Source organism: Parageobacillus sp. NEAU-HV-2, assembly GCF_059115485.1.
This window is the reverse complement of record NZ_JBXUJJ010000008.1, coordinates 158,651-182,828: the sequence shown is the minus strand read 5'-3', so window position 1 is coordinate 182,828 and position 24,178 is coordinate 158,651. Positions and strand designations below refer to the sequence as shown.

At 45.4% G+C, this 24,178-nt stretch carries 28 protein-coding genes; 7 read left to right on the top strand and 21 right to left on the bottom strand.

Going from position 1 to position 24,178, the window contains the following annotated elements:
- Positions 1–15: 15 nt before the first annotated feature.
- The 3 genes from AC1WMD_RS14075 to AC1WMD_RS14065 form a co-directional block, all read right to left on the bottom strand.
- On the bottom strand, positions 16–1,413 hold the full coding sequence (locus AC1WMD_RS14075) for a HAMP domain-containing sensor histidine kinase (RefSeq protein ID WP_494257661.1): 1,398 nt from the start codon (positions 1,411–1,413) through the stop codon (positions 16–18).
- Positions 1,410–2,084, bottom strand: a complete 675-nt coding sequence (locus tag AC1WMD_RS14070; protein ID WP_043905217.1) for a response regulator transcription factor — start codon at positions 2,082–2,084, stop codon at positions 1,410–1,412. Before AC1WMD_RS14070 ends, AC1WMD_RS14075 begins: the two co-directional genes overlap by 4 nt.
- Before the next feature lie 108 nt (positions 2,085–2,192).
- Positions 2,193–2,315, bottom strand: a complete 123-nt coding sequence (locus AC1WMD_RS14065; RefSeq protein ID WP_260676073.1) for a hypothetical protein — start codon at positions 2,313–2,315, stop codon at positions 2,193–2,195.
- Positions 2,316–2,510: 195 nt separating this feature from the next.
- On the opposite strand from AC1WMD_RS14065, the gene AC1WMD_RS14060 reads away from it, so the two are divergent.
- Positions 2,511–2,978, top strand: coding sequence for an Hsp20/alpha crystallin family protein (locus AC1WMD_RS14060; protein ID WP_043905218.1), 468 nt, complete (start codon positions 2,511–2,513; stop codon positions 2,976–2,978).
- Between the two features lie 321 nt (positions 2,979–3,299).
- On the opposite strand, the gene AC1WMD_RS14055 is transcribed toward AC1WMD_RS14060, so the two are convergent.
- Both AC1WMD_RS14055 and AC1WMD_RS14050 read right to left on the bottom strand, forming a co-directional pair.
- Positions 3,300–4,973, bottom strand: coding sequence for an IS200/IS605 family accessory protein TnpB-related protein (locus AC1WMD_RS14055; RefSeq protein WP_494257658.1), 1,674 nt, complete (start codon positions 4,971–4,973; stop codon positions 3,300–3,302).
- A gap of 213 nt (positions 4,974–5,186) precedes the next feature.
- Positions 5,187–5,330: a hypothetical protein gene (locus tag AC1WMD_RS14050; RefSeq protein ID WP_494257692.1), complete on the bottom strand. Its 144-nt coding sequence runs from the start codon at positions 5,328–5,330 to the stop codon at positions 5,187–5,189.
- A 123-nt stretch (positions 5,331–5,453) separates the two neighbouring features.
- Here AC1WMD_RS14050 and AC1WMD_RS14045 point away from each other — a divergent pair, with 123 nt between their 5' ends.
- Both AC1WMD_RS14045 and AC1WMD_RS14040 read left to right on the top strand, forming a co-directional pair.
- Positions 5,454–5,639 carry a hypothetical protein gene (locus AC1WMD_RS14045; protein WP_494257657.1) on the top strand — a complete coding sequence of 62 codons (186 nt, stop codon included), beginning with the start codon at positions 5,454–5,456 and terminating at the stop codon, positions 5,637–5,639.
- Positions 5,639–5,893 (top strand): sigma-G-dependent sporulation-specific acid-soluble spore protein CsgA, encoded by a 255-nt coding sequence (locus AC1WMD_RS14040; protein ID WP_043905221.1) that lies wholly within the window; start codon positions 5,639–5,641, stop codon positions 5,891–5,893. Before AC1WMD_RS14045 ends, AC1WMD_RS14040 begins: the two co-directional genes overlap by 1 nt.
- 36 nt (positions 5,894–5,929) lie before the next feature.
- Here AC1WMD_RS14040 and AC1WMD_RS14035 read toward each other — a convergent pair whose 3' ends face one another.
- Positions 5,930–6,277: a YppG family protein gene (locus AC1WMD_RS14035; protein ID WP_494257655.1), complete on the bottom strand. Its 348-nt coding sequence runs from the start codon at positions 6,275–6,277 to the stop codon at positions 5,930–5,932.
- A 164-nt stretch (positions 6,278–6,441) separates the two neighbouring features.
- Between AC1WMD_RS14035 and AC1WMD_RS14030 the strand changes: the two genes are divergently transcribed.
- Together AC1WMD_RS14030 and AC1WMD_RS14025 are read left to right on the top strand one after the other, a co-directional pair.
- A complete protein-coding gene (locus AC1WMD_RS14030; RefSeq protein WP_043905223.1) occupies positions 6,442–6,639 on the top strand; it encodes a YppF family protein in 198 nt (65 codons plus the stop codon).
- An 83-nt stretch (positions 6,640–6,722) separates the two neighbouring features.
- A complete protein-coding gene (locus tag AC1WMD_RS14025; protein WP_494257654.1) occupies positions 6,723–6,893 on the top strand; it encodes a hypothetical protein in 171 nt (56 codons plus the stop codon).
- Positions 6,894–6,939: 46 nt separating this feature from the next.
- Here AC1WMD_RS14025 and AC1WMD_RS14020 read toward each other — a convergent pair whose 3' ends face one another.
- Complete coding sequence (locus AC1WMD_RS14020) at positions 6,940–7,320, bottom strand: YppE family protein (protein ID WP_494257652.1); 381 nt, start codon at positions 7,318–7,320, stop codon at positions 6,940–6,942.
- Positions 7,321–7,377: 57 nt separating this feature from the next.
- A complete protein-coding gene (locus tag AC1WMD_RS14015) occupies positions 7,378–7,626 on the bottom strand; it encodes a hypothetical protein (RefSeq protein WP_494257650.1) in 249 nt (82 codons plus the stop codon).
- Between the two features lie 277 nt (positions 7,627–7,903).
- Here AC1WMD_RS14015 and recU point away from each other — a divergent pair, with 277 nt between their 5' ends.
- Positions 7,904–8,509 carry a Holliday junction resolvase RecU gene (gene recU, locus AC1WMD_RS14010; protein WP_494257648.1) on the top strand — a complete coding sequence of 202 codons (606 nt, stop codon included), beginning with the start codon at positions 7,904–7,906 and terminating at the stop codon, positions 8,507–8,509.
- Between the two features lie 40 nt (positions 8,510–8,549).
- Positions 8,550–11,243 (top strand): transglycosylase domain-containing protein, encoded by a 2,694-nt coding sequence (locus tag AC1WMD_RS14005; RefSeq protein WP_494257647.1) that lies wholly within the window; start codon positions 8,550–8,552, stop codon positions 11,241–11,243.
- 25 nt (positions 11,244–11,268) lie between these two features.
- Here AC1WMD_RS14005 and AC1WMD_RS14000 read toward each other — a convergent pair whose 3' ends face one another.
- From AC1WMD_RS14000 to AC1WMD_RS13940, 13 genes are all read right to left on the bottom strand, one after another.
- Entirely contained in the window at positions 11,269–11,781 is a 513-nt protein-coding gene (locus AC1WMD_RS14000) for a YpoC family protein (protein WP_088124180.1), read from the bottom strand.
- Entirely contained in the window at positions 11,756–12,427 is a 672-nt protein-coding gene (gene nth / locus AC1WMD_RS13995; RefSeq protein ID WP_043905228.1) for an endonuclease III, read from the bottom strand. Before nth ends, AC1WMD_RS14000 begins: the two co-directional genes overlap by 26 nt.
- A gap of 51 nt (positions 12,428–12,478) precedes the next feature.
- Positions 12,479–13,186: a DnaD domain-containing protein gene (locus AC1WMD_RS13990; RefSeq protein WP_043905229.1), complete on the bottom strand. Its 708-nt coding sequence runs from the start codon at positions 13,184–13,186 to the stop codon at positions 12,479–12,481.
- A 69-nt stretch (positions 13,187–13,255) separates the two neighbouring features.
- Positions 13,256–14,548, bottom strand: a complete 1,293-nt coding sequence (gene asnS, locus AC1WMD_RS13985) for an asparagine--tRNA ligase (protein WP_043905230.1) — start codon at positions 14,546–14,548, stop codon at positions 13,256–13,258.
- A gap of 119 nt (positions 14,549–14,667) precedes the next feature.
- Positions 14,668–15,858, bottom strand: coding sequence for a pyridoxal phosphate-dependent aminotransferase (locus AC1WMD_RS13980; protein WP_494257644.1), 1,191 nt, complete (start codon positions 15,856–15,858; stop codon positions 14,668–14,670).
- A gap of 21 nt (positions 15,859–15,879) precedes the next feature.
- Positions 15,880–16,356 (bottom strand): cell wall elongation regulator TseB-like domain-containing protein, encoded by a 477-nt coding sequence (locus AC1WMD_RS13975; RefSeq protein WP_494257642.1) that lies wholly within the window; start codon positions 16,354–16,356, stop codon positions 15,880–15,882.
- 15 nt (positions 16,357–16,371) lie between these two features.
- On the bottom strand, positions 16,372–16,542 hold the full coding sequence (locus tag AC1WMD_RS13970; protein ID WP_070104937.1) for a YpmA family protein: 171 nt from the start codon (positions 16,540–16,542) through the stop codon (positions 16,372–16,374).
- Between the two features lie 274 nt (positions 16,543–16,816).
- A complete protein-coding gene (gene dinG / locus AC1WMD_RS13965; RefSeq protein ID WP_494257641.1) occupies positions 16,817–19,579 on the bottom strand; it encodes an ATP-dependent DNA helicase DinG, 3'-5' exoribonuclease type in 2,763 nt (920 codons plus the stop codon).
- A gap of 75 nt (positions 19,580–19,654) precedes the next feature.
- Entirely contained in the window at positions 19,655–20,038 is a 384-nt protein-coding gene (gene panD, locus AC1WMD_RS13960; RefSeq protein ID WP_494257639.1) for an aspartate 1-decarboxylase, read from the bottom strand.
- Between the two features lie 25 nt (positions 20,039–20,063).
- Positions 20,064–20,912, bottom strand: a complete 849-nt coding sequence (gene panC / locus AC1WMD_RS13955) for a pantoate--beta-alanine ligase (protein WP_043905236.1) — start codon at positions 20,910–20,912, stop codon at positions 20,064–20,066.
- A complete protein-coding gene (panB, locus tag AC1WMD_RS13950; RefSeq protein WP_494257638.1) occupies positions 20,909–21,748 on the bottom strand; it encodes a 3-methyl-2-oxobutanoate hydroxymethyltransferase in 840 nt (279 codons plus the stop codon). The genes panC and panB overlap by 4 nt, the downstream gene beginning before the upstream one ends.
- 266 nt (positions 21,749–22,014) lie before the next feature.
- A complete protein-coding gene (locus AC1WMD_RS13945) occupies positions 22,015–23,004 on the bottom strand; it encodes a biotin--[acetyl-CoA-carboxylase] ligase (protein WP_043905237.1) in 990 nt (329 codons plus the stop codon).
- On the bottom strand, positions 22,962–24,176 hold the full coding sequence (locus tag AC1WMD_RS13940) for a CCA tRNA nucleotidyltransferase (protein ID WP_494257637.1): 1,215 nt from the start codon (positions 24,174–24,176) through the stop codon (positions 22,962–22,964). The genes AC1WMD_RS13945 and AC1WMD_RS13940 overlap by 43 nt, the downstream gene beginning before the upstream one ends.
- Positions 24,177–24,178: the final 2 nt, after the last annotated feature.

Here is a 24,178-nt window from a genome sequence, read left to right as displayed (position 1 = left end):
GTCTTTCCCCTTTCTCTACTCTGCTTTCGGGATTGCCAGTTCAACCGTTGTCCCTTTGCCTACTTCGCTATCTATCGCAATTTGTCCATCATATTTATCGATGATTTCCTTGGCAATAGCCAAACCAAGGCCGACACCTCCCTTTTCGCGGCTGCGCGCCTTATCAACGCGATAAAAGCGCAAAAATACTTTTTCTAATTCCGCTTTTGGGATTCCGATGCCATAGTCTTTGACGGCAATCGTCACAAACCGTTTTTCTTCCTTTATCAAAATCGTCACCTGTTTAGCCTGTTGAGAATATTTTACTGCATTATCAAGCAAAATTAACAGCAATTGTTCAAAATGGTATTTCGTCATGCGAATGCGCGCTGTTTGTGTTGCTGAATTGTCGATAGTAAACTGAAAATCCGGATGCAAAACGCGGAAGTTTTTCACGACTTGTTCAACCGCTTGTTGTGGATCAATCGACACAATATCGTTTGGAACGTTAATCGCCTCAGCGCGCGACAAATCTAAAAGCTCCAGCACTAGTTTTTTCAAACGCCCCGTTTCCTGTATGGCCGCCTGCAGCGATTCTTCCAAAATGGCGGGATTATGTTTTCCCCACCGTTGCAATAACGAAAGATGGCCTTCTAAAATGGCGATCGGCGTGCGCAGCTCATGAGAAGCATCTTCGACAAATTGTTTTTGCTGGTCAAACGAGCGTTCAATTTCGTCCATCATTTGATTAAACATCATCATTAATTCCGACATTTCATCATGGGAAGCCGGAACATCGATGCGCTTTTGAATTCCTTTGTTTTTAATATCCACCATCGTTTTCGTCAACGCTTTCAGACGCCCGACAAAATTTTGCGCAACAAGCCGGCCGATAAAGGCGCTCGTAATCATGGCCGCGACGCCGAGAGCCGTCATAATGAAAAACAGTGTATTGGTCATGTGCTGAAATTTTACAAGACGGCGCGCTATTTCGATCGTTCCGTGTATTGCTCCGACATGCAAAGGTTCGCGTAGCATAATAAACCGTTCGTTGTTGATAAAATGATAGTCCATTTGCAGTTCTTTTGGAGCAGCGCTTGGCGCCAAGGAAACCGAAGCGCCGTCGGAAACCGAGACAACGACGTTTCCTTTGCGGTCAAGCACGCGAATCAATTGATATTTTTCATTTAATTTTTCCAACAACGGCTGGCTTTGGCGAATATCTTTCCATGATATATTACGTTTTTCCCCGTAATAGGTTTCAATTTCTTCAATGATCTGTTTCATTGCTTTTTCTTCTTCGTTCAGCAGCCACTGTTTCACAATATGGTATTGCAAAAAGGTAAAAATAAAATAAGTAATAAAAATCGCCACCGCGGAAAGAAAAGTAAGCTTCCATTTTAATGAGACGTTTTCAAGCCGAAAAAGTTTCATGACCGCATCACATACCCAGCGCCCCGCACCGTTTGGATATACCGCTCTTTATCGTTTTCATCAAGCTTATGGCGCAAATAACGGACATATACATCAACCACATTCGTTTCGACTTCCGTATCAAATCCCCATACTTTGTTAAGCAGTGTATCACGGGTAAGCACAATATTTATATTTTGCAAAAACGTGACTAATAAATCATATTCGCGTTTCGTTAATTCAATGAAGCGGTCGCCTTTTTTCACCGTACGGGCGTTCAAATCGACGGTTATATCTTTAAACGTTAGCACATGCTCTTCGGTGGTCGGATGAACGCGGCGAAATAGAGCGCGGATACGAGCAAGCAACTCCTCGATTGCAAACGGCTTCACTATATAGTCATCCGCCCCGTTATCCAACCCCATGACACGGTCAAAGACGCTGTCTCTTGCCGTAATCATAATAATCGGAGTCTGTTTGACCGCACGGATGCGCCGGCACACTTCCATGCCGTTTAAACTCGGAAGCATGACATCTAATAAAATTAAATCCCACTCTTCAGAAAGTGCCAACTCCAGTCCCTCTCTGCCGTCATGGCTCACCTGTACTTCATATCCTTCATGGGATAAATCAAGCTCAATAAATCGCGCTAAATTCGCTTCATCTTCGATAACTAAAATGCGGTTATTCATCTTTTTCCCCTCGCTTGTTTGGTTGTTGCATATCCCTCTTAGTTATATCATATCAAAAGAAAAGCCAATCGCCGGATGCGATCAGCAACGGAAAACAATTGGTTCGCTTCACGAATGACGATCGACTAGAAAGTCAATAATCGCTTGGACAATTTCGACTACCTGGTAAGAGAGAAGCGAGACAGCTGTTCCCGAGAAAAGCAGGGTAACAAACCAGTGAAAAATATGCATTGCTCCTTCCCCCTTTAGTTTGCTGGCAGCTTTTTATCGCAAGGGCCAGCAAAACAGTTTGCTATTTAGTAGTGTCATTATATTTCCACCGTGTTAAAAACACATTAAAAATTCCTAAAAAAATAACAGTGACTTTTTCCATTTCGTTACATACATTTAAAACTAAGAAATGACCGAAAGGAGAGCTGCAGGAAAATGAGCGAACATTTTCAACCGCCGATGAAACATGGAGGAAATGAGAATCCGCTTGCAAATTTGTGGAAAATGTTCGATCAATTTTTAGATGAACGACCGCTAAAAAAAATGATGGAAACGATGGATGAATATTTCCAGCAAATGCTTTCCCACGCCTATATCCCGATCGATGTCCACGAAACAAAAGAGGAATATACGATTATTGCTTATCTCCCGAACGTAAAACGAAACCAAATCGAACTGCAATTTATGGACGATTATTTGCAGCTGATCATCCATCATCATGAAACAGTCGAATCAATGGATGAAAAGGGGCATGTATACCAAAAGCGGAAAATGCAAAAGCATATTTCCCGCACGATTCCACTGCCTTACCCGGTGAGCGAAAAAGATGTTAAAGCGTCTTTCCAAAATGGAAAGCTCGTCATTCGCCTGCCGCAAAAACGGAAATTCATCGAGATTGATTGAACTACCCCCCACTTACCGGCTCATGCCGGTGGAAGTGGGGGATTCTTGTTTCCTCTGGCCGTAGTTGCTCAAAGGTTCCAAGAACCCCCTCCGTTCAACGAGAGGAGTAGCCATACGAGATGTCCGAAGTGTCCTTTCGGGACGACCAGCTATATGCCTATGAAAGCACATATAGAAGGTACACCATCTTTCATTCGTATGGCATCCAAAGAACGCATTGCAATGCACCCAGCTCCTAGAATCGCCATCTGCTCCGGTGACGAGAGTAAGATACTGGTACAATGCGCTCTTGAATGAACAACATTTTTATATTAATTGTTGTTATGCCAAAGTTTTTATTAGTTGCCGTTTTTCTTCTTCTAACATGGATGGATGAAATACATCTATTCCTTGGTGTGGTTGGTCCACGTTAAAAAGATGGTACAGCGTATGTGTACGAACAGAAAACTTTTTATCTAAAATAGACCAATGCTTCCAATGGTGAGAAACATCTTTCGGGACATACTTTTTAAGCACCTTTGGAGCTTTTTCTTTATATCCTAATCCTCGACGGCCAATCGTAAATGCAGCTGCTTGGTGGATAGAGATACCGAATTTGCGCATATATTTCAGTTTCCCAGAGACAGAAGTAAAAGCCGGATTCACTTCTATCACAGCAACTCCCATTTTATCGGCACGGCTTTTGATTGCTTGTATCATTTTCCGATACGCGAACATACTCTTCATCCGATTTACTTTCTTGTTGCCGTATCGATTCCCTGTTTTGGATAAGGTGGTATCCAACTTTTCCAAAACAATAGGTTTTTTCTTTCGAACCGCAATATCCACTAAAGCAATGGCTTCTGCTTCCATGATTTTCGTAATCTGACCAGAAGTTTTCCCTTCTATCGAAAACGTTAATTTTCCACTTTCCAAAAAGTTACCATCTTTCGAAACATTTGTCCAAGCGATGTGATGGTAGTTGCAATCTACTCCGATCACTCCGTCAGAGGTAGAAAAATGAATATATGGATTCGATTCCACATCCACCAAACATTTGATGATATAGTATCCCCCATGATCTTCCACGGACCAAGAGATTGGTTTTCCGTATTCTTTTTTGTTTTTACATTGGATTTGATCTGTCACTGTTTTATCCACCATTTCTTGGCCGTAAGGGAATATTACTCCCGGAAAGGTAACTACTTTTCCTGTTATCGAGTTCATATGAAGTTCTTTTGTAATTGGATTATAGTGAAACACAAAGTTTCCAGAACCGGCATCTTTCCGCCCGGAGATGATCATTGCTTTATTTCGGGCAGCTAAAAAGAGCTTTCTCCAAGCTTCGTGGTCCTTTATAAATTCTTCTTTCGTAAATTGTTGTTTGAATAGTTTTTTACCGCCAAAAACAGCACTTGGAATATGTTCTTTTAATTTGGTTTTCTTTTGTTCTAATCGATCCAAACGATGTGTTAAACGACCGATTTTGGCTTTGGTTCGTTTGATTTCTACATCGAGATAGCAATGTTCAAAAAGATATGTGTTCCTCCAAATGAAAGAACGGTCTTTTAATCCTAAAGAAATGATTCCGCTCTTATGCAAAACAAAGTTTGTATTTTTCGGAAAACGTAAGTTTCCTTTGATACAACTTTCTTTGATTTTGCATAATTTCGTCAATTTGGTTCGTTCTGTTTTTAGTTTTTTCTTCACATCTTTTATTTTTTCTTCTGTCTGTTGAAGGTGCATTTTATTTAATTCCATTAGAGAAGAGAAAAGAGCATTGGCTTCTCGAACGGCACTGTTGGCAAAATAGTCATTCAGTCCGTATTTTTTCTTCACAACGATATGCAGACTTTCTTGATGTAAATTTCGTCTCCATCGCTTTTCCCGGACCAGCGTTTGAAAAGCGAAACGTTTCGCTTGATTAAATAACTCTAATGCATAAGATGTTTCCGTCACATGAAGAATATCTATTTCGGATTTATACAATCTTCTTGAAAAATACGCTTTTTTCATCTTTTCACCACCTCTAACAGAACATAAGTTCGGTATATTTGTTTATATTTTATGACAGAAGAAGAATGTTTTTCAACTATTACGATGACTAAAAAACAAAAAACGCCGATTCATCCCCCGCCTACGCTCCGCTTAGAGGTGGGGGTCTTCTCGGCAAAAAAGATAAAAGAAGAGGGCTTGCCCGAAACAAACGGGCATCCCTTTTTTCTATGTCTAATTTTTATGCGACTTGCTTCCATATTTATTGTTGTTTTCTGGTGTTGGATCCTTCTGGATATCCCATTCTTTTGCAATTTCTTCCCGGTTATGTGGATATTTATTTTTCCGTTCGCGATTGTCATTCCGGTTCGTCACCATCTTCACCTCCTAAACGAATGGTTCTTTGTTAGCTTATGCCGTTTTCTGCTTCATTAACCGCTTCTTGCGCTATACATACTTTTGTTTTGCTTAACCCACTCTACTTATAGGAGGTGGCGAATCATGAAAAATCTGCCCAATTTTAAGCAATTAGCAGACCGGCTTATTAATGAGCCATCTGACGAACCGATGTTAGTGATTAAAACGAATTTGGATCCGAAACACGTGACAGAAGAAAACCCTTACGCGCAAGGAAAGAAAAACGTCACCAAAACGTTCGAAGCGTTTTTCAAAGGGGAGGTAACGTAATGGAGAAGACGCTGGCGTATTTACGGGAAATTTTATCCAACTATTTGGAATATCACGATGACACCCCTCGGCGCATTTATAAAAAGCTGCTGAGCAAAACGTATAAAAGCGAAGGGGAATTTGTTCGCGACCTTTCGGAAGAAGAAAGCGCGTTTTTAGACCGCATTTTGCCTCATGAAATCCGCTACGCGATGGATGAACGCGATTTTGAGCGGGTATATCAGCTGAATGAAGTGTATGAACTGCTAATTTAAAAAGCAAACTCCTCCGGACAGGGGCGGAGGAGTTGATTATTTTTTAAAGGTGCTAATTAATCCTTTCAGCACTCCGTTTACTTGGTTGACAGTGTTCACCATTTGCCCTATCGTGTTCATCATTTTATTGATATCGTATGTGCCGTCTGGTTTTTTAAAATGCGCCATTAATGATTGAATACCAGGCGGCTGCGCTGCCAACAACGGGCCTGGTTTTGGGTATGGCGTTGGATACGAAGCGGCAGCGGGATATCCTTGGTGCGGGACGGGCCAATGGATTGGCAGCGATGGAGCATGGGAATATGGCTGATACGGATGCCATACATGGTGATATGGCGCAGGAGCAGAAAACGGTGTAGAAAACGGGCGCGGATACCTATACATACGCTTCTCCTCCATCCTCTAGGCTGCCATTAGTATATGTATAAAAGCGGAGAAACGTGAGAAAAGGACATGTCAGCAATTGTCGGAAGTTTTAATTTTCCGAATTCATTGTTCTCTTGTACTTTCGTGGTACTATGTTATAAAAGGGGAAGGGGGAAAGCAGGATGAACATGGCGGAATTAAAAAACAAATTTATTGCTGTAAAAAACTACGAACCAGCTCATGTGAATGAGTTACTCGATTTCGCGCGCCACATGTATTTGCGCGGGGAAATCACCATCGCTCAGTACCGCGACCTTGCCCGCGAGCTCGAACTTGCCGGCGCTGATAAACCGGACTATAAAGGCGAATATGTTGGCTGATAATGGAAGGGGTGCTTTTCCCCTCTTTTTTTTGCATATTTGGCGGCTGCTTACCCCAAAGTAATATCAAGGGGGTGTTTGCCATGGGTCGAGGCGTTCATTTTCAACATAAGTTAAAAGGCCATGATCACGAAAAACCGAAGCATGGAAACAATGTTCCGTCAAAGCATACAGAACGCGTCGAATACGAAATTAACACCGTTGCCACGGAAAACAGAGGTCCTGTTTCCGTGAAAGTGGAAAAAGATTTATAACAGTGAAAGCTGTCTTCTTTCATACAGGAGACAGCTTTTTCAATCATTATTGCCGATTGTGGCACTCTTGTTCCAAACGCTCCAATAAAAGCGACAGCGTATATTCTACCGACCGGCAAAATTGTTTGATGCGCCGCTCGGAAGCGGATGGGTAAAACGCTTCTACACTTATTTTTTCGATATTTTCTCCCACAGTTTCGATTTGGATCTCATGAATATGCTTCGGCTGCGCTTTTTTTATCCATGAAATCGCCATTTCTTTCCATTCATCCAATGCTTGTTTTACTTGATCAGCAAACGGCTTTACCTCCGCAAAAAAGTCAGGCTCCTGTTTCCGTTCATGAGCCTGCCGGGAAATTTCTAATATTTTTTGATTATAGTCCAACAATTGCTCCGTTAGCATTTTTAATGGTCTTTCCACGTCCATTTCCCTCCAAGCGTACACTTTCACTATACCATACCATTTGCGCCTGTGTGAAATAATTTACACAAAGTACAAATTCGAGGGAAGCGGAAGTTCCGGTTCGTGCCCCGCATCGGCACGATGCAGCTGGCGCTCGACATTGGTCAGCTGTTCCTGTAATTGGTCAAGCTGCATTTTGCTTTGTTCGTATCGTTCCTCAATCACTTCGGCGATCACTTCTTCCATTTTTTCATCCACCTGCTGGATCAATTGAAAAATTTCCTGCAGCTGTCTTTCCACTTCCTCTTTTTTGACGAACCGCTTGCTCATTTCTTGTCTCCCCCATTCTTCATGCATGATGATAATCAATTCGCGATGGAACGCCCGCTCCCTGCCTATATGACAAAACTAGAATTATTTCGGCAAAGAAAGTAGCAAACATCGTAACTTCGAACAAATTCGACATATCCGCTTTGCAGCATACGGTCAAGAAAAACGATCATTTGCGTAATGTTGTATGTAGAGAGATAATTTCGATATTTCTCGAATACACCCTTTTTGCGCTCTCCTGTGGTATAATAAAAAACATTCAAAGGAGATGAGGGTGATGGTGTTCAAATATCCTGGCGGAAGGATATATGGGACAAACGAAACGAAGAAATCCGTCCGTCCCTTTCAAGCCCATTACGGAAATCGGGGGATGACGCTCGAAGAAGATTTGAACGCAACGAATGAATATTATCGGGAACAAGGGATCGCTGTCATTCATAAAAAGCCGACACCGATACAAATCGTTCATGTCGACTATCCGAAACGAAGCGCCGCCGTGATTAAAGAAGCGTATTTTAAACAAGCTTCCACCACCGACTACAACGGCGTATACCGCGGCAAATATATTGACTTTGAAGCAAAAGAAACGAAGAATAAAACATCGTTTCCATTAAAAAATTTTCATGAACACCAAATTCATCATATGGAGCAAGTGATGCAGCACGGCGGAATTTGCTTTGTTATTTTACGGTTTACCACACTGAATGAAGTGTATCTTCTCGATGCGCATCATTTAATTGCTTACTGGCAAAAACAGCAGGCGGGCGGAAGAAAATCGATTCCGAAACGAGACATCGAACAGTATGGCCATTACATTACACTTGGCTACCAACCGAGAATTGATTATATTAGTGTATTAGAAAAAGTTTACTTTTCTCATTGATGAACCGACGCAAAATTCCTAAGAAAGGCAGGATTCGCTTATGTCTGGTGAATATCGTTCTCGTGTGGAACGAAAACAAGCTGCAAAGCAGACAAAACCAAAGAAAGCGAAAAAGCAAAAGGGCGGATCGCTTTTTAAAAAATTAATTATTGCTGTTTTGCTGTTGATGATGGTAGGAATGGTTAGCGGAATTGCTACATTTGCCTATTTTCTGAAAGATGCGCCGCCGCTTGATGAAGCGAAAATTAAAGATCCGATGTCGTCCACTGTCTATGACATGGACGGTCATAAAGTGGCAGAACTTGGCGGCTATAAACGCACATATATTTCTTATAAAGACATTCCAAAAGTGTTAGAAGAAGCTGTGTTGGCCACAGAAGACGCGCGTTTTTACGAGCATCACGGCGTCGACTTGATCCGGCTTGGCGGAGCGGTTGTCGCCAACATCAAAGAAGGTTTTGGCGCAGAAGGTGGGAGCACGATTACCCAACAGGTCGTGAAACTTACTTTTCTGTCGCCAGAAAAAACGTTAAAACGAAAAGCACAAGAGCTTTGGCTTTCGCTGCGTTTGGAGCAAAAATATTCGAAGCATGAAATTTTAGAAATGTATTTAAACAAAATTTATTATTCCGACAACATTTATGGTGTCGCTAGAGCGGCAGAATATTATTTCGGGAAAACCAATTTAAAAGATTTGACTCTTCCAGAAGCGGCGCTGCTCGCCGGGATGCCGCAAAGTCCAAACAACTACAACCCGTATGATCATCCGGAAGCAGCGAAAAAACGCCGCGATGTCGTGCTGTCGCTTATGGCAAAACATGGCTTTATCACAAAAGAAGAGGCAGAAAAAGCAAAACAAGTTCCGATTAAATCGATGCTGGTTGAACGGAAAAAGCATCAAAATTCCGTTCCGTACGACGCATTTATCGATGAAGTGATCAAGGAAGTCACCGATCAAGCGAACGTCAACGTCTTTGAAGACGGACTAAAAATTTATACAACATTAGATCAAGATGCGCAAAAACATGTAGAAGAGCTATTAAATTCAGATACGCTATTTACTAATAAAAAAGATTTGCAGTCAGGCATTGCCCTAATAGATACAAAGACAGGAGAAATTCGCGCGCTCGGCGGCGGACGCCATCGGGAAAACGTGAAGTTTGGGTTTAACTATGCTATTCAACCAGTCGGCCAGCCTGGATCGTCCATTAAGCCGATTTTGGATTACGGCCCGGCCATTGAATATTTAAAATGGTCGACCGCTCATCAAATTGTCGACGAACCATACACTTACTCGAACGGGCGACCGATTCGCAACGCCGACAGAAGATACTTAGGACCGATTACGATGCGCTATGCGTTGGCACTATCGCGCAACATTCCAGCTTTAAAAGCGCTCCAAGCCGTTGGCAAAGAACGTGCGCTAGAATTCGCCAACCGACTCGGCATGGGCTTTGACAAAGTCGAAGAAGCGTATGCCATCGGCGGCCTCGAAAACCGCGTTTCCCCGCTGCAAATGGCTGGGGCATACAGCGCTTTTGGCAATAACGGTGTTTACATTAAACCGCATGCCGTCACAAAAATCGTCTTCCCGGACGGCACGGAAATGACCTTAAAACCGAAGCCAAAGCAGGTAATGAAAGATTATACGGCTTACATGATTACCGATATGCTAAAATCGGTCGTCCAATATGGAACAGGAACGGCGGCTAACGTCCCGGGACTCCATATTGCCGGCAAAACGGGAACGACCAACTATCCGGCTGAAGTGGCAAGACAATACGGCCTCTCGGATCGCGCCGTGCCGGACAGCTGGTTTGTCGGCTACACGCCAAACTATACAGCCGCTGTATGGACCGGCTTTAGCAAACGAAGTAGCACCGCCGATTTATCACCATGGGAACAGCGCATTTCAAAACTGCTGTTTAAACAAGTCATTTCTCATGTCGATGACGGCGGCAGCGACTTTAAAATGCCAAATAGCGTGGTGAAACTGGCGGTTAAAAAAGGTACAAACCCGCCGAAATTGGCAAGCAAATACACGCCGTCAAGCGAAGTTATATACGAATGCTTCGTCCGTGGTACGGAACCGACTGAAGTGGCGAAAGATGAACCAGAAACGTTGCCGTCCGTGACGGATTTGCAGGCAACATACGACCAAGGAACAAATGCCATTTCCGTTTCGTGGAAATACAGTGATAAACATGACAACACCTTTTTTGAAGTGCACATTAAAACCGACCAAGGCGCAACGAATGTCATGACGACGAAAGATGAAACGATTGCGTTCGCTAACCCAACTCCAGGTGCTGTATATACGATTGCTGTCTACGTTAAAGAAGAGGAATTGACAAGCAAGCCGGCGATAACAAGCGTGCAGGTTCCAGGTGGAGAACAAAATGAACAATGGGGAAATGGCACTTCTCCTACGGATGGGACAAATCAAAACGGAAATGGTCAACAGCAGCCGAATGAAAACAATAACGGCACCGATCAAAATCCTAACAACAATAACAACGGTGGCAACAATAATGGCAATAATGGCGGCAACAACGGCGGTAACAATGGTGGAAACAATAACGGCAACAATAATGGTAACAATGGCGGTAACAATAATGGTGGCACGGTGCCAACTACACCGCCGTCAACAAATAATAATGGAGCAAACAATGGAAATAACCAAACGAGAAGTGTGTTCGGAACCAATATGCAGCGCTCTGATGCGGAAAATTAACGTAAATAACAAAAGGATGGCTCGCTTACCGAGTCATCCTTTTGTTTATCGCTATTTGTTTGTATGCCAACTTCGCCGTTTCTTCAAACAGTTCACACAGTTGAATAAACGAATGATATACATCGCAGCGGTCAAAAATAAACTGCAGCCGTTCTAAACAGTTTACCGGTATAACCGGCAAGGCACGGATTTCTTCTTGCCAATGCCGCACATTGCTTACTCTCTTTCCGTTAAGCCAAAACAAACAAGAAAGCAAATAGGAAAGTCCGCGGATCATCGGCTGACGGGCGGCGCGGCGGTCGCGTCTGGCAAAGCAATGTTCCAATGTTGCTTTTTCCTCGTTCCATAATTGCAGCACCGCCGGAATCGATTGCTCGATATGATCCCATGGAAGCGGCTTGCGCGCCGTTATGTCATAATAAAAGGGCACGGTTTTCATCATCTGCGGAAAAGCCAGTTCTTCTTTGGCTTCGAGCACTTCTCCCTCGCGAAAAAACAACGGGTGGGCAAATTCATTTGGCACCTGCACTGCTTTCATCCCTCTTTCGCATTCTCTTTTTCCCTTCCCGGCATAAATCAAGAAGCGGACAAACATGGCATTGCGGCGACTGCGCTTTGCAATGATAACGGCCGAAGAAAATCATGCGATGATGGGTAATGGACCATTCTTCTTTCGGAATTTTTTTCATTAACGTTTTTTCGACCTCCAAGACGGAATCGTTCCAGCGGCAAAAACCGAGGCGCTTGCTGACGCGCTCAACATGTGTATCGACGGCGATGGCTGGGATGCCGAAAGCGACCGAAACGACTACATTTGCCGTTTTTCGACCTACTCCCGGCAGTTTCATCAGCTCATCGCGGTCTTTTGGCACCTCGCCGTTATATTTCTCGATTAACATCACGCATAACTTTTGAATATTTTTCGCTTTGTTGCGGTACAAACCGATCGAACGAATATCTTGCTCTAGCTCCTCGAGCGGCACTGCAACATAATCTTCGGGAGTCTTATACTTCTCAAATAAATGCTTCGTCACTTTATTGACTAAGGCGTCGGTGCATTGCGCGGATAAAACAACAGCGATTAACAGTTCAAACGGGTTGCGGTGCACGAGCTCGCAATGCGCGTTCGGAAACATTTCCCCCATCTTATCTAAACAGTAGCGAATTTGCTGTTTCGTCAGCACGGTCATTTCTCCTTTCTATTTCCAAAGAAAAACGAGAGACAATGCCTCTCGCTAAGATTCCAGCCAGTTAAAAAAAGGAATGGTTTGTTTATATTCACTCACCGCTGTCTTCGTTGATCGAGCGGACTGCTGATGTTTGCGAAATTTTTTGCCATAATGTTGCGCCTGCTCGATCGTACGAATTCCATTCTTTTTCCACTCAAATAAAATGCGGTCGATGTAGCGGAAATTCAATTTTCCAGACAGCACAGCTTCGCGAAGCGCCGCTTTAATAATCTGCGGGCTATGTCCGTCTTGGTCAATCCACATTGATAATGTTTCACATTCAAACGGAGAAAGCGGCCGGCCAAACTCTTGTTCAAACACGGTATATAAGCTTTCCTCTTCCTCTTGCCGGTCTTGCCTTTCTTCTTTTGCCCACTCGGTGTATAAATATTGCACAAGCTGTTCCCAAAGCGGCTGCAACGAATACTTTTCACTGCGGATTCCCCGTTCATCCGTATGCTCCTCAATGGCAATAAATCCTTTTTGCAGCAATTTGCGGAGCATTTCCATGCATTCAGAAGGGGCAGCGGTCATTTTTTCAGCCAGCTCGGCCGGAGTAGGAAATAAAACACCGTCTTCGATAAAAGAATGCATATGTAATAATAGCACGAACTCCCCTTCCGACAAACCAAGATACTTATAATGATTCAACAATAATTTTGGAACGGCGACGCTTCCTTGCGCCAGCCATTCGGCTATTTTCTTTTTATCCATGCGGATGCACCTCAACTATAGTATAACATTAACTGGATGAAAAAACCCCCTTTTTCTCGGGGGTTTTTCTTATGGATAAAGGCGATTGAGCAAACGCGGAAACGGAATCGTTTCGCGAACGTGTTCGACGCCGCAAATCCAGGCGACCGTGCGTTCAAGTCCAAGGCCGAATCCAGAATGCGGCACGGAACCGTATTGCCGCAGCTCTAAATACCATTTGTACGCATCCAGCGGCAGGTGATGCTCTTCGAGGCGCTGTTTTAACAATTCATAATCGTGAATCCGCTCGGAACCGCCGATAATTTCTCCGTATCCTTCCGGGGCAATTAAATCCGCGCATAATACGACTTCCGGACGGTTTGGATCCGGCTGCATATAAAACGGCTTTAAGCTCGTCGGATAATGCGTAATAAATACAGGCTTATCGAAGCTTTCGGCAATCGCTGTTTCATGAGGTGCACCAAAATCGTCGCCCCACTGAATGTCGTTAAACCCTTTTTCATGCAACAGTTGAATCGCTTCATCATACGTGATGCGCGGGAACGGCGGCTTGATCGGCTCGAGTTTCGTCGTGTCGCGTTCTAGCCGTTTTAACTCCAGCTCGCAATGTTTCAAAACAGATTGAACGATATATGATACGTATTCCTCTTGCAGTTTGAGATTATCTTCAAATTCGTAAAACGCCATTTCCGGTTCAACCATCCAAAACTCAATTAAATGACGGCGCGTTTTTGATTTTTCGGCGCGGAACGTCGGGCCAAAGGAAAATACTTTGCCGAGCGCCATCGCCGCCGCTTCCATATACAGCTGACCACTTTGCGACAAATACGCATCTTCATCAAAATATTTCGTATGGAACAGCTCGGTTGTTCCTTCCGGCGCGCTACCGGTTAAAATCGGCGGGTCGATTTTCACAAAGCCGCGATCATTAAAAAATTCATACGTAGCGCGAATTACTTCATTGCGGATTTTCATAATCGCATGCTGGCGGCGCGAGCGCAGCCAAAGATGACGATGATCCATTAAAAACTCTACGCCGTGCTCTTTTGGGGTAATCGGATAATCAACAGCCTCATGAATAATTTCTAAATTGGTCACTGAAAGTTCATACCCAAACGGAGAACGTTCGTCGACACGCACCGTTCCTGTTACGTATAGCGATGTTTCTTGGGTAATCGATTTGGCGATTTGAAAAACCTCTTCCGTTACTTTTGATTTTTCGACAACGCCTTGAATAAAGCCGGTTCCATCGCGCAACTGCAAAAAGGCGATTTTGCCGCTCGAACGCTTGTTAGCCAGCCAAGCGCCGATCGTGACTTCTTGTCCAACATAATTTTTTACTTCTGCAATCGTCGTTTTCACGTACATTTCCCTCCAACATCTGTTCGAACGCAATGTATGTACAATCATTCAATATTATACATTTCGACAAAAATAGAGGCAACAAAAAAGCGGCTTTGCCGGAAGCAAAGCCGCTTTATTTATGCACGCTGCAGTTTGTTTTCCATAAATTGTTTGATGCGTTCGACTGCTTTTTCCAATACATCGAGCGAAGTGGCATATGACAAGCGGACATTGTCTGGAGCGCCGAATCCCGATCCTGGAACAAGCGCTACCTTCGCCTCTTCCAACAGTGCGGCAACAAATTCGTCTACCGTATTATAGCCCGCCATTTGCGCCGCCTCGCGCGCGTTCGGGAACAAATAAAATGCTCCTTGCGGTTTCACGCAAGCAAATCCCGGAATTTGCACGAGTTTCTCATAAATAATGTTCAGCCGCTCTTCAAACGCTTGGCGCATTTCTTCAACCGGCTCTTGCGGACCACTGTATGCGGCAATCGCTGCGTATTGGGCAATCGATGTCGGGTTGGACGTGCTGTGGCTGGCAAGGTCGGTCATCGCCTTGATAATTTCTTTGTTTCCGGCCGCATAGCCAATCCGCCATCCCGTCATCGAATGCGATTTGGACAAGCCATTAATGATGATCGTTTGCGCTTTTAACTCCGGCGACAATTGCGCAATCGATACGTGTTTGGCGTTTCCGTACACCAATTTCTCATAAATTTCATCGGATACGATCAAAATGCCATGTTCTAGGCAAACTTCGCCGAGCGCTTTCAGCTCCTCTTCTGTATAAATCATTCCCGTCGGATTGCTTGGCGAGTTGATGATCACCGCTTTTGTCCGCTCCGTAATAGCCGCTTTTAACTGTTCCGGCGTGATTTTAAATTGATTTTCTTCCAGCCCCTCGACGTAAACGGGAACGCCGCCGGCAAGCTTGACTTGCTCCGGATAGCTGACCCAATACGGCGTCGGGATGATCACTTCATCCCCTTCGTCTAAAATCACTTGAAACAACGTATATAGCGCATGTTTGGCGCCAACGCAGACAATAATTTCCGAAGGTTCATAGTGAAGCTGCTGATCCTCGGCAAATTTTTTGATAATTTCCGCTTTTAACGCCGGCAGACCGCCCGATGGCGTGTATTTCGTATGCCCTTCATTCATCGCCTTTACCGCTGCGTCGATAATATGCTGCGGTGTGTTAAAATCCGGCTCACCCGCTCCAAGGCCGATGACGTCATAACCGGCTGCCTTTAGTTCTTTCGCTTTTGCCGTAATCGCCAATGTTGCCGATGGTGTGAGTGAAGCAACTCGTTTTGCCAATTTCATCGTTTCTTCCCCCTAATTCGTTCATTGTTGAAAACTGTACCTCTTGAGAAATGTTCCGTCCGTAAAACTCATATAATAAAATGAATAACGGCCGTATTGATCGATATATGTTAACTCCCAAAGAGGCACTCCCTTTTCCATGCCAAGCTTGGCGGAAATAATTTTTTTCGGCTGGCGCTCTGCCTTTAATGCAGCGATCGCCTCCGCTTCCGTAAGGCCGCTTCCCGCCCGTTTGATGACGATCTTTCCTTTTTTCTCCGGAACCCAGACGACATATTTTTTCCCTTGTTTCGTCTTGCCGACGAAAACGACATACGCCTCGTCCCCATGGTATGTATAAGTACGGTCAATCTTTGTAAAGGCGACTTTTTCTTTAGCTCGCTCGAGCGCTTTCGCTTCCATGGATTGCTTTTGCCAAAGCGCATCTTGATAAACGGAAAATGCCTGCCAAATGGCAAGACACAAAAAAATAATAAGCAAAATCATCCATTTTTTCATTGCCATCACATCTCACTACGTACGATAGATCGTAAAAACCGCCTTGCTTTTATCGTTTTCATCTAAAGCAAGCCCAAACATAAAATTATTGCGCTTTAACGTCCGGTTTAAGCAATCGACGATTTTGTACAAATCGTCCGAATGTTGAATTTTGACGGTAGCGAGCACTTCGATTTTACTTTCCATTTACGTCGTTTCCTCCTGTGTGACACAAATTTTGTTACTTATACAGGCCGTCGTGAACGGCAACAATACAAATACAACAAACACATATGTTGTGCTTCTTCACTATTATAACAAGTTTGCCTGTTTATTTCATAAAAAATTTTCCCGCCTACACCACCAAAATCCATTTCGCAAGCGCCTTGCTGCTCTAGCGACAAGGCGCTTTTTTGATTCATTTTTGCGAATTGCACATCGGTCAATCTAGCTATAGATTGCGCTATTTTTTTGATATTTATCAAAGCCATGTTTCAAGTTTTTGCAGCAGCCGATCAAGCGAATCTTCGCAAATATCCAGGGGTGGCAGCGAGTTCAGGAAGTATTTTCCGTATGACGCGGTGGTGAGGCGACGGTCAAAGACAAAGACCGCCCCTTTATCCTTTTCCGTGCGGATAAGCCTGCCGAATCCTTGTTTAAAGCGAAGAATCGCTTCTGGGAGAGATAATTCATAAAAAGGGTCTCCGCCTACGGCGCGAATGTGTTCGCTTTTTGCCTCCATCACTGGGTCATCCGGCGGCGCAAACGGCAGACGAACGATCACTACGATCGTCAGCTCGTCGCCCGGCAAGTCGACTCCTTCCCAGAAATTGCTTGTCCCAAATAAAATCGCATGGTCGAACTGCTGAAACGTTCTTGTCAATTTTGCTGCGCTCCCGCTTTGCACCCCTTGGGCAATGAGAACAAAATCTTCATTCCGTTCCTCCATCTTCATCGCCGCTGCCGTTAATTTCAGCAATTCATAAGAATTAAAAAGCACAAGCATTTTTCCTTTTATGTTTCTTGCAATTTTTCCCACCCCGTCCGCAACGGCTTCAGCATACTTTTCCAAGGTGGTGGAAGAAATGGCTGGCAAATCGGTCGGAATCATTAAAACCGCCTGTTCTCTATACGAGAAAGGAGACGGAATCGCGCGGCAAAGCGGATAAAAATCGTTGAGGCCAAGCCGCGATACTATATAGGCAAAACTGCCGCCGACCGTTAACGTTGCGGACGTAAGCACAACGCTTTTTTTCGCCATAAACAGGCGCTCGGCAAAAAATTCATCCAGCTGAATAGGCTGCGAATACAGGGCCGTGGCGTTTGCCGCCCCCTTTTCTTCCGCTTCGATCCAGCGCACCACCATCGGATCGTCGCTTTCAAGCAAATCGAACAAGGCGTCAATCCGTTGCTGCAAAGCAGAAACATCGGAAAAATACGAAATTGAGCTGACTCGTCTAGACGATGGCGTTTGTTCATTGCATATCGACTGCAATCGCTTTGCTTCCTCCGCCAATTCCGCCATATGGCCGCGAATGCGCCAGCATAATTCTTTCACGGCGCTCCACTGTCGTCCGCCTTCCTTTTCTGGCGCAAAACGGTAACGGCAGCGCCCCGATCTCGCCGTTTTTCTTTCTAACGCATAGCGGCGCAGCAGGCGGAACAATTCATCGCATTCAAACTGCATCTCCTGCAAAAGGTGCTCGCAGCGCAAAAACGCATCTTCTGCATGCCAATGCTGCTCTGTAAACAGCTTCATTAATTTGGCCAATGAACCATTTTCACTCGCTTTTCCGATTTTCGTCAACAACAGCCGGATGGAAACATAGTCGACCTGCTGTCCGAAATAATGCGACGCTACCTCTTCTAAATGATGCGCTTCATCAATGATCATATGGTCATACGCCGGAAGAAGCGGAGCGGAAGAAATGAGATCATGCAATAAAAACGCATGATTGGTGATCACGATATGAGCTTCTTCCGCACGCTGTTTTGCCCGTAAAAAGAAATTATATTTACTGCCGCTGTCCTCGTCATCGATGCATAAAGACGGCCAAAATAAGCGCGCGCCGGACGAGACATTCAGTTCATCTATATCCCCTGTCTCCGTCTGCGTTAACCAAACAAGCAGCTGACATTTCAATAACACCACATCATACGTTGAATGAGGTTCGCGCAAAAAGGCAATGAACTTGTCGACGGAAAGGTAGTTGCGCTTTCCCTTTAGCACCGCGACGCGCAGCGAAAAGGGAACGATCTTGTTTAAAAGCGGAATATCCCGCTCTAAAAGCTGCTGCTGCAGTTGCAGCGTATGTGTGCTAATAACGACCCGTTTTTGCTGCTCGTAGGCAAAAAAAGCGCTTGGAATTAAATATGCAAGCGATTTGCCAATTCCCGTGCCCGCTTCGATTAAAGCGTGCTGGGAGGCATCGAACGCTTCATAAACAAGCTTCATCATCTCCCACTGCCCGTCCCGCCTTTCGTAATGATCGAGCGGGAGCCATTGCGGACCGGCATAAAACGCAGTAAAAGACGCCGGCGGATGGGAATCTTTTTCTTTTTCCGGCACAGACTCAAGTTTTTTTAGCGCAATGCCGCGGTAAAATATATGTGGCGGTTCGTTCGCTAACGTTGCCATTTTTTCCATAATGATGCCATCGAGCAGCGAATACAAATCGCTTTTCAAATAAGGCGACAAGCGCTTTAGCTGCTGCAGCGTTATAAGCGGAAGCTGGTGCAGACGATCGAGCAGCTTTAACAGCAGCTTTGCTGTTACTTCGGCATCGCTGTCCGCTTGATGGGGATGATCATGAGTAATATCGAGTAGTTTGGCCAAATCGCCTAATTTATAGCTCTCTGCTGTCGGCAGCACGATACGGGCCAATTCCACCGTATCAATAGTTGGGCCGGTAAAGAGCGGCAAGCCGGCCATTTGCAACTCTTCTTGTAAAAAAGGCAAATCAAAAGAAACGTTATGGGCAACAAAATAAGACCGCTGCAGTATATCGACTACTTCCGCCGCTTTTTCGGCAAAACTTGGCGCGTTTTCCACCATTTGTTCGTTAATATTTGTTAATTGTTGAACAAATGAGGGGATCGTCCGGTCGGGATTAAAAAAGCTAGAGAAACGGTTGACAATTTTTCCGTTTTCGACCACAACCATTCCAAGCTGAATAATGCGGTCTCCTTTTTTGGGGACGTTTCCAGTTGTTTCTAAATCAATAACGACAAAACGTGCATGCATCTTTTGTGGTCACCTCAATGAAAAGCGTAACGAAAGGGGCTCTTTCCTATTTCGAAATAGCCCCTCTCTCCTTCTTTATAAAACCGTATGCGCCGGCTCTTCGACAATAAGCTGCTGGATGCGGTTATTCTCATCCATAATGGCGATTTTCGGACGGTGCTGGGCGATTTTCTCCTCCGGAATCATGACGTAAGAAATGACAATAATGATGTCTCCCTCTTGCACGAGGCGCGCGGCTGCCCCGTTCAAACAAAATACCCCGCTGCCCCGCTCGCCGGGAATAATATACGTTTCAAAACGCGATCCATTATTATTGTTGACGATTTGCACTTTTTCATTAGCAACCATGCCGACGGCGTCTAAAATATCAGCGTCGATCGTAATGCTGCCAACATAATTTAAATTCGCTTCTGTCACACGGGCACGATGAATTTTCGCATTCATTAATGTGCGGAACATAAAATCCCTCCTTAGAAACCGGCTATTACGCTATTTCGAAGATAATGTTGTCGATCAGACGCGCATTTGCAAAGCGGACCGCCACCGCAATGATCACTTTTCCAGCGAGCGTTTCGAGCGGTTTTAAGTCTGGATAAGAATAAATTTCCGCATAATCGATTTCGGCGCGAGTGTGGGTTTGAATATATTGTTTTACTAACGCACAAACTGCCTCTGCGTTTCTTTCCCCGTTTTCGACGGCTGCTTTTGCCTGAAGCAGCGCTTTGTATAAAGCTGGCGCCTCTTTTCGTTCCTCCGGCGATAAATAAACATTGCGGGAACTTTTGGCAAGACCGTCTTCCTCGCGAACGGTCGGCACCGCCACTAATTCAATCGGAAAATGAAAATCGCGGATCAATCCGTCCACCACCGCCACTTGCTGGGCATCTTTCAAACCAAAATAAGCGCGATCCGGCATCACAATATGAAACAATTTGGTTAACACGGTAGCCACTCCGTCAAAATGGCCTGGCCGCGATTTGCCGCAAAGGACATCGACCCGCTCTTTGACGACTACTTGCACGCTTAACGGGTGCGGATACATCTCCTTGACGTCCGGAGAAAAGAAAACATCGACGCCATGTTCTTTGGCGATGCGCTGATCGCGTTCGAGATCGCGCGGATAGCGCTCGAAATCTTCATTTGGTCCAAACTGCAACGGATTGACAAACACGCTTAAAGCAACGATGTCATTTTCCTCACGCGCTTTTTGGATTAAAGCAGCATGGCCTTCGTGCAAATAGCCCATCGTCGGGACAAAGCCGATCGTTTTTCCTTCGCGTCGGTATTGCTGCATAGCTGTTTGCATATCTTTTATTTTTGTTATCACGATCATAATTGTTTTCCTCCATAAAGCGCAATCCACTCTTCTTCTTTCATCGTAAACATATGGCTCGGCTCCGGAAACTGGCGCAGTTTGACGTCAGCGACGTAATTGGCAAGCGCGTGGGTAATCGCCTCTTGAATATTGGCGTATTTTTTCACAAATTTCGGAACCCGATCCACTCCATAACTAAGAATATCATGGTAAACGAGCACTTGGCCGTCGACTTCATCGCCGGCGCCGATGCCAATGACTGGTATTTCCAGTTCTCTAGTAATGGCGGCGGCGATTTGCTTTGGCACACATTCCAATACGAGCGCGATCGCGCCAGCCTGTTCGCAAAGCTTAGCGTCATCGATTAATTTTTTTGCGCTTTCCGCGTCTTTTCCTTGTACTTTATAGCCGCCTAGCACTCCAACAGACTGCGGTGTCAGACCAAGATGGGCGACGACCGGAACGCCCGCCTGTGTCAAGGCGCGAATCACCTGAACGACATCGTCCGCACCTTCGACCTTCACGGCGTTCGCCCCGGACTGCTGCATGATCCGCTGTGCATTGCGGAGCGCTTCTTCTCTCGATAAATGGTAGGACATAAACGGCATATCGGTGACAATAAACGTATTCGGCGCGCCGCGGCGGACCGCTTTCGTATGGTGAATCATGTCTTCGACGGTAACCGGAATCGTCGAATCATACCCTAAAACGACCATGCCGAGCGAATCACCAACTAAAATCATATCCACTCCCGCCGCTTCCGCCAGTTTTGCCGACGGAAAATCATAGGCGGTCAGCATGACAATCGGCTCATTTGTTTTTTTCATTTTCAGAAAGTCCGTTTTCGTTTTCACCACTTATTCCCTCCTCTTTTTTTGCAGAGGAGATGAATCGACCGAACAAAAAAGCCTTCTTTCCCTACCTTGAGAAAGAAGGACATTCTTGACCGTCATCGGCTGAGTTCATCCCTCTGTCCCAGTCCTTCTAAGGATCAAGGCAGATCGCATTTTTTTTTGCCGTTTCCTTTGTTGTTCGGTGCAGTTCTTCCGCGAAAGATACTGCCCTTTTCCTCGCTCGTTTGTATTTTAACAAAATTGTCACAACTTTTCTAGATGGTATTTTATAGCTGAATATCGGCCGAATGAATATAATGGATATGATTGTCTTCATCCTTAAGCATCAGCAGCCCCTCGTCAGTAATGCCGAGAGCGGTTCCTTTTATGGAGCCGTTTAACGTGCGCGCCGTAATTTTTTTACCGATGCTGACGGCATATCCTTCCCATAACAGCTTAATTGGACGGAATCCATGCTGCAAATATTGATGGTACAACCGCTCGAGCTGCAGCAACACTTCCTGCACGAGCCGCGCGCGCTTGATCCGTTCACCCTTTTCAATAGCAAGCGATGTCGCGACGGAGCGAATGTCCTCCGGAAACTGCTCGATCGTTTGGTTGACGTTCACGCCGATGCCGATAATGACGGAATGAACGCGGTCCGGATCCGCCTGCAGCTCCGTTAAAATGCCGACACATTTTTTGCCGTTCAATAAAATATCGTTCGGCCATTTAATATCAGGAACCATGCCGGTTACTTGCTGAATCGCCTGGCAGATGGCTACCGCGGTTAACAACGTCAGCTGCGGCGCCTTTTGCGGTGGAATCGGCGGGCGTAAAATAAGGCTCATCCAGATGCCCGTCCCTTTTGGCGAAAACCATTTGCGGTCCATGCGGCCGCGCCCCGCTGTCTGCTGCTCGGCAATAACAAGCGTTCCCTCTTTCGCCCCATCATAGGCAAGCTTTAAGGCAATTTTTTGCGTGGAATCGACTTCTTCCACAAAATGAACGAAATGACCAAACGTTTTCGTCTTGAGACCGAGCTGAATTTCATTGGCGGTCACTTTATCGGGAGTGTTGACGATCCGGTAGCCGAGACGGCGCACCGCCTCGAGTTCAAATCCTTCTTTGCGCAGCTCTTCGATATGCTTCCACACAGCGGCGCGCGAACAGCCAAGTATTTCGCTAATTTTTTGCCCGGAAATAAAATCGCCGTTCGCTTCCGCAAATAGCTCTAATAATTTTTTTCTTGTATCCGATTGCGATCCATGAGCCATTCGTAAATCCGCTCCTTATGATTATCTACTTCTCCATGAATCACGGCGTGCTCAATTGCGGTAAGCATTTCTTTTACCCAAGGGCCGCCCGGTTTTTCGAACCATTCAATCAAATCCTTTCCGCTTACAGCCAGCTCGTTTTTTGTTTTAATCGGAAGAACCGCAAACATCTCGTTTAATATTTGGCGATGCTTTTCGGCTGGCTCTCCGCTTATCACCGAACGGACCGTTTCCGCGGAAATGGCATGTTCCAATCCAAAGGCAAATAGCCGCTCTTTCGTCCAGTCGCCAAACGAACGAACCTCCCGCAAAATGGATAACACTGCCTCCACTTCTTTAATCAGTCGATTCGGCAGTTTCCAAGCGCGCAAAAAGGCGTTCGCAGCGTCAATTTGCAGCACTTGGCACAAAAGCCCCCAGCGCTGCCCGCGCGAGTCAAGCAAGTTCCAATCATAGCCGGCCGCTGCCTTTAGTTCATGCTCCTTATCACGAAGCTGCGGCAAGTAGGAAAACAGCCCCGTTTCAACCAGCAAGGACAAGCCGCGGCTGGCAAACGGTCCCTCAAGCAGCTTTTCAAATTCCATCGTCATCCGCTCTACCGAAATATGAGAAAGCAGCGGGGCGTTTTCGACAATCGCCCACCTTGTTTCCTCGGCAAGAGAAAAGCCGAGCTGGCTGACAAAGCGGATCGCCCGCATCATTCGTAAAGCGTCTTCGGAAAAGCGCTGCTTTGCTTCGCCAACGGTGCAAATGACCTGCTTTTTAATCGCATCTTGTCCACCAAACGGATCGATCAGCTTTCCTTCTTCGTCCATGGCAATCGCATTCATCGTAAAATCGCGGCGCTTTAAATCTTCGTAGAGAGAACGGACGAATATCACCGATTCCGGCCGGCGGTGGTCTTCGTAGTCGCCGTCGGTGCGGAACGTCGTCACTTCATACGGAGTCCCGTCATGAATAACGACGACGGTGCCGTGCTGCGAACCGATATCAATTGTTTTCGGAAACAGTTTCATCACTTCATGCGGCAGCGCGCTTGTCGCGATATCGATGTCGCCAATTTCCCGGCCGAGCAAAAGGTCGCGCACCGCCCCACCGACAAAATACGCTTCATATCCGTGCTGTTTTAGCTGGCGAATGATGCCGAGCGCTTGTTGAAAAGGTTCTTTCATGG